This is a genomic window from Streptomyces sparsus (assembly GCF_054776295.1).
Genome location: NZ_BAAHCA010000917.1, coordinates 1 through 1940, shown reverse-complemented (window position 1 = coordinate 1940; position 1940 = coordinate 1). Strand labels below are relative to the sequence as shown.

The 1940-nt window shown below is 68.7% G+C and carries 2 protein-coding genes; both read left to right on the top strand.

The window, feature by feature from the left end:
* Positions 1-983: ABC transporter permease (locus ACYVE9_RS24905; RefSeq protein ID WP_461030149.1), on the top strand; the 983-nt coding region annotated here is incomplete at its 5' end.
* Complete coding sequence (locus ACYVE9_RS24900) at positions 980-1909, top strand: carbohydrate ABC transporter permease (RefSeq protein WP_461030148.1); 930 nt, start codon at positions 980-982, stop codon at positions 1907-1909. The genes ACYVE9_RS24905 and ACYVE9_RS24900, both read left to right, overlap by 4 nt.
* The last annotated feature ends 31 nt before the right edge of the window (positions 1910-1940 follow it).

Sequence of the window (1940 nt, the reverse complement as noted above, 5' to 3'; positions counted from 1 at the left end):
CCGACCCCCCGCCGCTACCGGCCCCGCCGCCGCCGAAGACCGGCCGCGCGGCGGGCGGCATGACCTGGCGGCACCGGTTGCGGCGCGACCGCACGCTGCTGCTGATGACGCTGCCCGCGCTGCTCCTGCTGCTGCTCTTCGCCTACGTACCGCTGCTCGGCAACATCGTCGCCTTCCAGGACTACGACCCGTACGTCGCGGACAACGCCTGGCAGGCGATGGCGCAGAGCCCGTGGGTGGGGGTCGAGCAGTTCTCCCGCATGGTCGGCGACCGGCTGTTCTGGCAGGCCCTGCAGAACACGCTGGCGATCTTCCTCATCCAGCTGACGCTGTTCTTCCCCATCCCGATCGCGCTGGCGCTGTTCATCAACAGCTTCGTGCGCCCCCGGGTCCGGGCGGTCGCGCAGGCCATCCTCTACCTGCCGCACTTCTTCTCCTGGGTGCTGGTCGTCACCATCTTCCAGCAGATGTTCGGCGGCGCCGGGCTCGTCTCGCAGACCCTGCGGCAGCACGGCTTCGACGGTATCGACCTGATGACCAACCCGGCGCTGTTCAAGTTCCTGATCACCTTCGAGATGATCTGGAAGGACGCCGGCTGGGGCGTCATCGTCTTCCTGGCCGCGCTCGCCGCCGTCAACCCGGAGATGTACGAGGCGGCCGCGATGGACGGCGCCGGGCGGTGGCGGCGCATGTGGCACGTGACGCTGCCCGCGCTGCGCCCGGTGGCGGCGCTGCTGCTGGTGCTCCAGGTCGGCAACGCGCTGACGGTCGGCTTCGAGCAGATCCTGCTCCAGCGCACCGCCGTCGGGCCGACCGCCGCGGAAGTGCTCGACACCTACGTCTGGAACGTCGGCATCCAGTACGGCGACTTCAGTTACGCCGCCGCCGTCGGCATCGTCAAGGGAGTCTTCGGTCTGCTGCTGGTGCTGGCCGCCAACAAGGTCGCCCACCTGATGGGCGAGCAGGGGGTGTACAAGCGGTGAGTGCCACCACGCACCACACGCGGCCCGGAGCCGCCCGCACACATCTGCGGCCCAGCTGGGAGGAGCAGCCGGGGCCGACCGGACTCGCCGGCAAGGGCGTGCTGCTCACCCTGGTGTGCGCGGCCGTGCTCTTCCCGCTGTGGGTGGTGGTCGTCACCAGCCTGTCGTCGGTGAAGACGATCACCGAGGCCGGCGGGCTCGTCGTCATCCCGCGCGGCATCACGTTCGTCGCGTACCAGGAGCTGCTGAGCGGCGGCCAGGTCACCCGCGCCACCATGGTCAGCGTCGGCGTCACGGTGGTCGGCACGCTGTTCAGCATGACGGTGTCGGTGCTGTGCGCCTACGGCCTGTCCCGTTCCGGTTCGCTGCTGCACCGGCCGCTGCTGCTGACGCTGCTGGCCACCATGTTCTTCAGCGCCGGACTCATCCCGACGTACCTGGTCGTGCAGGGCGTGGGACTGACCGGCAGCTATCTGGCGCTGATCCTGCCCAGCGCGATCAGCGTGTTCAACGTGCTGGTGCTGCGGGCGTTCTTCATGAACACCGCGCAGGAGCTGATCGAGAGCGCTCGCATCGACGGAGCCGGCGACTTCCGCATCCTGTGGCAGATCGTGCTGCCGCTGTCCCGCGCGGTCGTCGCCGTCATCTCCCTGTTCTACGCGGTGGGTTACTGGAGCGCCTGGTTCAACGCGTCGATCTACCTGAGTGATCCGGACATGATGCCGCTGCAGAACGTGATGAACCAGCTCGTCATCAAGCAGGAGCGGCCCACAGGTCTCGCGCAGGCGATCAACACCGGCAACCTGTCGCCGCTGTCCATCCAGATGGCCGTCATGGTCCTGGCCCTGCTGCCCGTCGCCGTGCTCTCGCCCTTCGTCCAGAAGCACTTCAAGAAGGGCATGCTCACCGGCGCGGTCAAGGGCTGACCCGCGGAGCAGGGCGCCCGCCGGGCGCCCT